Origin of the sequence: Microcystis sp. M169S2 (genome assembly GCF_020245865.1) — a bacterium.
Taxonomy (GTDB): Bacteria; Cyanobacteriota; Cyanobacteriia; order Cyanobacteriales; family Microcystaceae; genus Microcystis; species Microcystis ichthyoblabe_A.
Window position 1 is genome coordinate 35,820 of record NZ_JADBUB010000103.1, and the last position, 8,971, is coordinate 44,790.

8 protein-coding genes are annotated in these 8,971 nt (G+C 40.5%); 5 read left to right on the top strand and 3 right to left on the bottom strand.

What is annotated here, in order from left to right; translation table 11 throughout:
* The first annotated feature begins 1 nt into the window (after position 1).
* The gene (locus IM485_RS10700; protein WP_287742954.1) at positions 2-2,161 is read left to right on the top strand and encodes a ComEC/Rec2 family competence protein; all 2,160 of its coding nucleotides are present in this window, start codon (positions 2-4) and stop codon (positions 2,159-2,161) included.
* Here the strand turns inward: IM485_RS10700 and IM485_RS10705 are convergent.
* Complete coding sequence (locus tag IM485_RS10705; protein ID WP_194014217.1) at positions 2,151-2,681, bottom strand: universal stress protein; 531 nt, start codon at positions 2,679-2,681, stop codon at positions 2,151-2,153. The two genes, IM485_RS10700 and IM485_RS10705, sit on opposite strands and share 11 nt — an antisense overlap.
* 758 nt (positions 2,682-3,439) lie before the next feature.
* Here IM485_RS10705 and IM485_RS10710 point away from each other — a divergent pair.
* Positions 3,440-3,826, top strand: coding sequence for a hypothetical protein (locus tag IM485_RS10710; RefSeq protein ID WP_103113165.1), 387 nt, complete (start codon positions 3,440-3,442; stop codon positions 3,824-3,826).
* Positions 3,827-3,828: 2 nt separating this feature from the next.
* A complete protein-coding gene (locus IM485_RS10715) occupies positions 3,829-4,773 on the top strand; it encodes an NAD(P)-dependent alcohol dehydrogenase (RefSeq protein ID WP_194016219.1) in 945 nt (314 codons plus the stop codon).
* A gap of 235 nt (positions 4,774-5,008) precedes the next feature.
* On the opposite strand, the gene IM485_RS10720 is transcribed toward IM485_RS10715, so the two are convergent.
* Entirely contained in the window at positions 5,009-6,244 is a 1,236-nt protein-coding gene (locus tag IM485_RS10720) for a bifunctional sterol desaturase/short chain dehydrogenase (protein WP_287742956.1), read from the bottom strand.
* Positions 6,245-6,455: 211 nt separating this feature from the next.
* Between IM485_RS10720 and IM485_RS10725 the strand changes: the two genes are divergently transcribed.
* Positions 6,456-7,883, top strand: a complete 1,428-nt coding sequence (locus tag IM485_RS10725) for a glycosyltransferase family 2 protein (RefSeq protein WP_287742958.1) — start codon at positions 6,456-6,458, stop codon at positions 7,881-7,883.
* A gap of 138 nt (positions 7,884-8,021) precedes the next feature.
* Here IM485_RS10725 and IM485_RS10730 read toward each other — a convergent pair whose 3' ends face one another.
* Positions 8,022-8,240, bottom strand: coding sequence for a hypothetical protein (locus IM485_RS10730; RefSeq protein ID WP_104397542.1), 219 nt, complete (start codon positions 8,238-8,240; stop codon positions 8,022-8,024).
* A gap of 27 nt (positions 8,241-8,267) precedes the next feature.
* Here IM485_RS10730 and IM485_RS10735 point away from each other — a divergent pair.
* On the top strand, positions 8,268-8,971 hold a 704-nt coding region (locus tag IM485_RS10735; protein WP_287742961.1), incomplete at its 3' end, for an RpnC/YadD family protein.

Sequence of the window (8,971 nt, forward strand, 5' to 3'; positions counted from 1 at the left end):
TATGAATCGCCCTAATAGCGTTATTCTTGGTTTAGCCTATATTCTGGGATTATTATCTACAGGTCTGCTAGATTTTAGTCCCCAGTTAAACCGATGGCAAGAAGTGGTAATTAGAATTGTTATTCTTGGTTTAATTACCCTGTTAACCACAACTTTTATCCGTCGTTTTTGGTGGCAAAGTCCCCCGAAACAAATTTGGCTGATAGCGGGATTAATAGCTATCTTTGCGGTTGTTTATCTGGAAATTCGTACTCCTTACCCCAGCGCAAATGATATCAGTAATCTTTTAAAAAATAATGTAGTTAACTCTATTAAAATCACGGGGAATATTATATCAGAAATTCGTCTCAATCGCCGAGAAAATTTACAATTTTGGTTAGAAGTAAAAGAATTTAGCCTCAAGAATTTACCGAGAGAAAAATCCACGGGTAAACTCTACGTTACTCTACCCAATCTAGCAAAAAATCAGGTTTATCCCGGACAAGAAATAACAATTAAAGGATTACTTTATCGTCCCCGTCGTGCCAATAATCCTAGTGCTTTTGACTTTGCTAATTATCTAGCGCGTCGGGGTGCTTTTGCTGGTTTAAAAGGGGAAATAATTATCAATAAAAAGTCACCGACTTGGGGAGTTTGGCAGATTCGTCAGCGCATTGTTGAGGCACAAATTCAAGGACTAGGCCAAGAAAAAGGGACTTTATTAAGTTCGATTACCCTCGGACGACAAGCAGTTAATTTACCAGCAAAAATCACTGATTTATTTATTAAAACTGGATTAGCTCACATTTTAGCAGCTTCTGGCTTTCATGTGGCTATTTTGTTGGGATTTGTTTTAACTATTACTCGCAATTTATCCCCTAAAAAACAGTTTATTATTGCCGTTACTATCTTAATAATTTATGGCACTTTAACAGGGTTACAACCTTCAGTTATGCGGGCGATTTTGATGGGAATTGGGGCATTAATCGGGCTGCTTTATAATCGACAAGTTAATAGTTTAGGTTCCCTGTTACTAGCGGCTACAATTCTATTATTATGGCAACCTCTCTGGATTTGGGATTTAGGATTTCAGTTAAGTTTTTTGGCGACTTTGGGATTAATTATTACCGTTCCTTTCCTGAAAAATAAAATTGACTATTTACCTAATTTAATCGCTGAACCTATAGCTATTAGTCTAGCTGCCACTCTCTGGACTATGCCTTTATTAATGTTTACCTTTAACTCGATCTCTCTTTATAATATCCCGATTAATATTATCACAACTCCCCTAGTTACCCTAATTAGTTTAGGAGGAGTTTTTACTGCTTTTTTAGGCTTAATTTATCCCCCTTTGGGCAGTATCGGCGCTAGTATTCTCTATTACCCTCTAAAGTTATTACTGCAAATTACCCACTTTTTTAGTCTGCTTCCTTTTAGTACCTACTCCACAGGTAAATTATCGTTAGGAGTGATGTTAATTATTTATATTTGCCTTACCTTAATCTGCTGCAATGTCTGGTTTCGTCAACGGTGGCATTTAGTCGGTTTATTTATCCTCACTTTAATTTTAATACCGATTATTTATCAACATTTTACTTTAACTCAGGTGACAGTTTTAGCCACCAAATCGCAACCGGTAATCATTATTCAAAATCGAGGAAATACTCTCTTAATTAATGGGGAGGAACCCGCAACAGCACGTTATACAGTTTTACCCTTTTTGCGACAGGAGGGAATTAATCAAATACAAGGGGCAATAACCGTCAATAATTCGGCGCAATTCTCAACTATCAGTGAGAGCATACCGATCAAAAAAACTATTAATTTATCCCAGTTAGAAAAATTTAATCTTGGTGAAATTACTGGACAATTGATCGAGAAAAATTTATTTCAATTTCAGGTAAAAAATCAATCTTGGCTATGGATTATCAACCCGAAAAATCCCGTTAATTTATCCCAAAAACTCAACCCGCTAGTGTTATTATGGCAGGGAAGCAATCTAGATAAACAATGGTTAGAGTCCATTCGACCTCAAACAGCGATCGCTGTTACTAACAATCTCTCCCGTAATGCCAGAAATCAACTGAGAAAGGCCAGTATTAAGACTTACTGGACTGGGAGAGATGGGGCAATTCAATGGACAGCAAAAAATGGATTTCAACCCTTTCTAATTAATGAGTGATGTGTACCACCAAAACTGAACAGGGAGCATGATGTACCACATAATTACTGACACTACCTAAGATTAACTCAGATAAACCCGATCGACCGTGACGACCAACAATAATTAAATCTATCCCCTCTTGCTGGGCAACTTGACAAATTTTCTGTCCCGGATCACCGATATAATAATCAGCCTTGGCCGTGATATTATCTTCCTTAGCTCGATCGACTAAACCGTTTAACCAAGCTTGTAATTCTGCTTGCATTTCTTCGGTGATTTGCTGTTCTAAGGCGATCATATCGGGGGGATAACCGCCACCATAACCGATCAGATTACCATAAATAAAAGTTTCCGTGTAGGGGGTCAAAGGTTTGGACAGACTATAAACAATTCGCAACTCACTAGCGTAGGTTTTCGCTAAGAGAATAGCCGTATTCAACACCTCTGGAGTGGGATCTTGATAATCCACAGCCACGAGAATTTTATTATAGAGTTTGTTGGTATCCCGATCGACTGAGATTGTTTCCGTATTATCCATAGAATTAGCCTCCTCGATAGCAGATAACGTCAGGGTTGAAGTTAATCTTTTTTCCCATCGGCTGCCAGCAATACCCCGGGGAAATAGTCAAAAATTGCTGAAAGCTGATGATTGATCGCTGACGATCCCCTACCTCTAGTGTGACATTTTTAGGATAATGTAGCTGAATTAGCAAAAAAATTAACAATTTACCCTACTGTCACCCCCTGTTCTGTGGTAACCCATCAGCATTTGTTGATACATATCATAGTCAGAACAGGATCAAGATTACATCTATATTGGCGCTAATGGGGGATGATAGATTGAAAGCGGATGTTTAAAGCTGTCCGGGCGTGTGAACCTCTTACAAATAGATTATATTTATAGATGTTAGTTCTTTTACACGCCTTTTTTTCCCTTTTTATATACCTATGGTAAAAATCAAGAATTGTCCCTCGGGTAGATCGAGGCGATAATAACTAGAAAAATGGCTCTCTTAGGTTTAGTGAGTAAAATGTATTCTAAGATACAGTCCTGCTGGCGAGCGAGTTGAAAGAACCACTCCAGACACAGAGGACACAAAGATTGATCGCTTCTATAGTAAGTTAAACTGGTCGCAACGCGCTCGCTACGCGAGATCACACAAAGAATAAGAGAGTCGAAAAATGGCTAATTAGTCGGATAAGTGAGATTTTTCTCTTTTTCTCTTGCCTTGAGAGATTTGCCAAGGGCAGCTGAAGTATATAATCTAATTAGAGCGAGTTCTAAACCAACAACTTATGATTAGTCGCTACATTGTTGCATGGCTCCCGATGATCGTAATCGGAATTAGTAACGGTATTCTCAGGGAAAGCACCTACGGAAAATATCTCGATGAACTACGCGCTCATCAAATTTCTACCCTGATAGGAATCATTTTTTTTAGTCTTTATATTGGCAATCTTGTCTATTTTTGGCATCTAGAATCCTCCAGTCAAGCAATTACTATCGGTTTAATTTGGTTACTATTAACAGTGGGTTTTGAGTTTCTGTTTGGTCATTTTATCGCCGGTCACTCTTGGTCAAGATTAGGGCAAGATTATAATCTTTTAGCGGGACGAGTTTGGATTTTGGTTCTCTTGGTCATTACTTTTGCTCCTCTACTATTTTATCAACTTTTTTCTTAATTATGAAAGCTATTATCATTAATCGCTATGGCGATAGTAATGTTCTCGAATACACAGACATAGAAAAGCCAATTCCCCAAGGGAAAGAAGTCTTAATTAAGATTATGGCAGCGGGAATTAATCCGATTGATTGGAAGATTCGTCGGGGGATGCTCAAAATAGCCACAGGTAATAAATTTCCCCTGCAATTAGGTTTTGATTATGGAGGAATTATCGTTGAAAAAGGCAGTCAGGTGGAACAATTCCAGATCGGAGATGAGGTTTTTGGTTTTCTCAATCAATTACCCGGTAGAACCTATGCTGAATATGCAATTATTCCCGCTTCCCTATTAGTTAAAAAACCGCATAATCAGAGTTTTATTGAAGCTGCCGCCACTCCTTTAGCAGCTTCTACCGCTTTGCAAGTCTTGCGCGATTTTGGCAATATTCAAGCGGGGAATCGGATTTTAGTTAATGGTGCATCGGGAGGAGTGGGTAGCTTTGCTGTGCAGATAGGGAAAATTTTCTCCGCGCAAGTAGATGGAGTTTGTAGTAGTAAAAATATCGATTATGTCACCTCTTTAGGAGCAGATAAAGTTATAGATTATACCCAAGAAGATTGGAGAAAAAATGAGCAGAAATATGATATAATATTCGATGCTGTGGGCAAGTCTTCTTTTTGGCACTGTCGTCAACTTTTAAAACCCCAAGGCACCTATATAACCACCCTCCCAAATCCCGGAATTATCTTCCTAAATTATCTCGGTGCTTGGTTGCCCCAAAAAGGGAAACTGATATTTTTTGCTCAAGCACAAGCGTCTGACTGGCAATTTCTCAAAGAAGCGATCGAATCGGGTAAATTAACTGTTAGAATCGATCGCACCTATACTTTTTCCCAGGTGGCAGCAGCTCATAATTATAGTGAATCGGAAAGGGTGCGAGGAAAAATAGTCTTGATCCCCGATTAAGGATAAATAGTTAGGGTTTGCTGAATAAATCTGAAAACCTTGTTGGGTAACACTTTTAGACCTTTTGTCAATCAAAAAGTACCAGATATGGGAGTGATCGGGGGGAAAATCCCTGGACTTTTTCCCTGAAAATTAGGTAATTAACCCCCTGAAAATGGGTAAAACCCTACACCCCACACCCCACACCCCACACCCTGTCCCCACCAACAAACTTTTTGCTGCAAACCCTAAATAGTTAGGGATTTTCCCGATTTTTTGGGGAACGAGTAAATAGTTTTAAGTAGGTAGAAACAGAGAATTCTTTAATTGGGAAGGTGATAAAAGTCAAGGGATTAATAGTAATAATAATATTGCGGCTATCCCTCTGTACCGCCTTGATAATCTGTTTAGCCACCCAATCGGCGGACATAATACCCACAGGATTTAAATTACTCTTAAAAGGGCCAAGAATTAGCTTTCTTACCACACAGGGAGCATCTAAACGACGCAGGGTAATCATATCACCGATCGCTCGTTTACTGAGTTCGTAGAGGGGACTAAAGGCAGGATTAACCTCTGCTTCCGAGGTATTCACCCAGACTTCCTTGCGGGCAATTTGCTCGTTAGTGCGGACAGTTTTGAAGAATAATTCCATTAAACGCCAGACGGAAAAAGTGTTCACTTGGTAGGCTAATTCGATCGCTTCTGGGGTTCTTTGGCCGTGGACATTAACGCCATGATTTAAAATTAGTATATCTACAGACTTAAATAGGTCCTCAAGTTGCGTTTCTTCACCTATTTGCCATTTTACGGTTTTTACAGGTACTGATTCGCCGTTAATTTCAATAGCGATCGCATTCTCCCCGGAAGTGAGCGCGATCACCTTGGCTCCCTTCAATTGTAGGTACTTCAACAGCGATCGCCCTAAAGTTCCATTTGCTCCGGTAATGGCGATCGTTTTACCCTTGAGAGAAAGTGCCGTCCCCATCAATTTATCCATAAAGGTGAAAGTTCCACAATAATAAGCCTTTTGGTTATCAAAATGGTGTCGCCAGTGGTAGGTACGATTAACGCGCCATTGAGCCGGTAAACTCTCAAATTGCCCTGGACGATGGGTTAAATCGGTTAATTCCTCCAGATTAGCGATACCTAAACCTCGACCGATCGCCGTACTGAGAAAAGCCAAAGTATAAAGGGAACCTAACCAACCCAACCAAGGGCGATCGAAACCCCAAGAGTAGGCCAGTAGTACCGGTAAAACACTGGCAGCCAACATAACCAAGGCCTCCGGTACATCATTGTACCAGTGCGCCCGACGATAAATTTCCTCGCTCATTACCGACAGATCGGGACGAAAAACCCGATGATGCCAGACGTGCAGACGATAAAGGGGCTGCCAATGGTGAGCTAGGGCATGATAGCTATCACGCACGATCTCCACCCAAATAATTGAGCCACAAATCAGTCCGACACAGAGGAGCAGGTTTGACATAGGGGATAAATGTTAAATTTTCTCAACGAATGTAAACAAAGCAATCTTAGCCGAAAAAGCGCATTTATCGGGTAAAAGGAACCAATAGCCTGAAAAACTGGGGTTTCTTTACCGAAAAAACTTAAGATTCTGTTAAAAATTTTAACAATTTTCGGTAAGATAAAGCAAGAAACAAGCTTCTATTTGAACAGTTACTTAACCTGAGTCGATTATGGCAGAAAATTATTGGTCGCGAGAGGATGATAACGAAGAATTAGACCCGATTGGTTCCCTCCTATCTGACTGGTCCGATCCCGAAGATGAGGAGGACGAATTTAGGAGCGAAATTTTTCAAGGCCGATCGGGACGCAGACAGAAAGCGGCTTTTAGCCTCATGGCGATCTGGACAATAATTATCGGACTTCATTGGCTGAGTTGGGGTTATTGGGCGATTATCGCCCTAACTATGGTACTATCGGGGCAAGCTTTGCGGCTGCTGTTCACCAAACCGGAAACGCCGCCAATTCCCTTACTGGATCAGGATTTAGCCTCTGTCCCCAGGGTTTCTCTCTTAGTAGCGGCCAAAAATGAAGAAACCGTAATCACGAAACTGGTTAATTATCTCTGTCATCTAGACTATCCCCAAGATAAGTTAGAAGTTTGGATCGTCGATGACTATAGCACCGACAACACGGGTGCGATTCTCGATCGCCTTGCTTTAGAATATCCCCAATTAAAAATTCTCCATCGTCCTGCTAATGCCGGAGGTGGCAAATCCGGCGCCTTGAATCAGGTTTTATCCCTGACTAACGGGGAAATTATTGGCGTATTCGATGCCGATGCGGGATTATCCTCCGATTTACTCCGTCATGTGGTCCCAATGTTCGACGATCGAGAAGTGGGTGCGGTACAGGTGCGAAAAGCGATCGCCAATGCCGACGAAAACTTCTGGACAAAAGGACAAGCGGTAGAAATGATCTTTGATAGTTGTTTCCAACAGCAACGGATCGCAGTGGGAGGGATCGGAGAATTGCGCGGAAATGGTCAATTTGTCCGACGTAGTGCCTTAAATCGTTGCGGGGGTTGGAATGAACAAACGATCACCGACGATCTTGATTTAACTATTCGTCTCCATATCGATAATTGGAAAATTAATGTCTTAAATTTTCCCGCAGTAGCGGAAGAAGGGGTGAAAACCGCGATCGCTTTATGGCATCAGCGCAATCGTTGGGCCGAAGGTGGTTTTCAGCGTTATCTCGACTATTGGAAAGCAATTTTAAAGTCTCCCATGCCTTGGCCGAAAAAGTTTGATTTAATTGCTTTTTTGATTGTTCAATATATCTTACCTGCAGCCGCTATTCCCGATCTTTTAATCACAATTACCCAGCACCAAGCTCCGATTTTAACGCCTTTAACTGGTTTGGCTCTTTCCCTTTCTCTCTGGGGGATGGTGACAGGATTAATCCGAGTCAATACGGGTAAAAAATTCACTTTTGTTCTCGGTTTAGACATCCTTGCTCAAACCATTCGCGGCATGATTTATATGATGCACTGGTTTATTATTATTCCCAGTGTCAGCCTCCGGATGGCTTTGCGTCCTAAACGTTTAAAATGGGTGAAAACCGTTCATCTGGGGGAACATCTCAGTGCCGAAGTTTAATTTTCGAGGATAGACTCCAAAAACTTTGGCCTTATCAGGCCGGAAATCCCCTGTCAGTAAAGGTTACAGCCTTTGGAAACCCCTTTGGGAAAAATTTCCAATTTCCTTAATCATGCTTGCTGCCAATAATGTGTTAATTTAGATACAGAATTGAATTCCGTGACAGCACTGGGGTGGCGAAAAGCGCTCGCTCCAGTTTTTTTTCTCGAGAAAACGGGTTTCTTCAAGAAACCCGTTTTCTGTAGTTTTTTTTGCGGGAAGCATCCCCCTCTCCTCGTAGGTTAAGGGGGTGAGGTCATAACAATCCGTTGCCAAAACCGACTTTTCAGAATACAATAGATAAGAGTAGTCATTCATCGCTCAGATTAGTTAAGATGATATTACATGACTAATAATATTGACCATGATCGATTATTTAAGGAGTTAATCTCCACCTTTTTTGTCGAATTTATCGAGTTGTTTTTCCCTCAATTGATAGATTATTTAGATAGGGACTCGATTACTTTTTTAGACAAAGAAGTATTCACCGATGTCACCGAAGGAGAAAGGTATGAAAGCGATTTAGTCGTACAAGTTAAGTTTCGAGGAAAAGAATCTTTTTTTCTGATTCATGTAGAGGCGCAGGAAAGTTCCCGCAAGTGGTTTAATCGGCGAATGTTTACTTATTTTGCTCGCTTTCATGAGAAATTTGTCTTACCGATTTATCCGATTGTAATTTTTTCTTATTCAAAGCCAAAAAGAGAAGCGATTAGTCAATATGTAGTCGATTTTCCTGATTTTAAGGTATTAGAATTTAACTATCAAGTAGTGCAGTTAAATCGATTAAATTGGCGAGATTTTCTCAATCAACAGAATCCAGTTGCTTCAGCTTTGATGGCTAAGATGAACATTGCCGAGAAAGAGCGAGCCAAGGTGAAGGCGGAATGTCTGCGCTTGTTAATCACTTTAAGCTTAAATCCAGCGAAAATGCAATTAATTTCTGGATTTATTGATACATATCTTAATCTTAATCCAGTGGAAGAGAGACAATTCCAAGAAGAGATTAGCACATTTAGTCAACCCGTACAGGAGGGAGTTATGCAAATTAC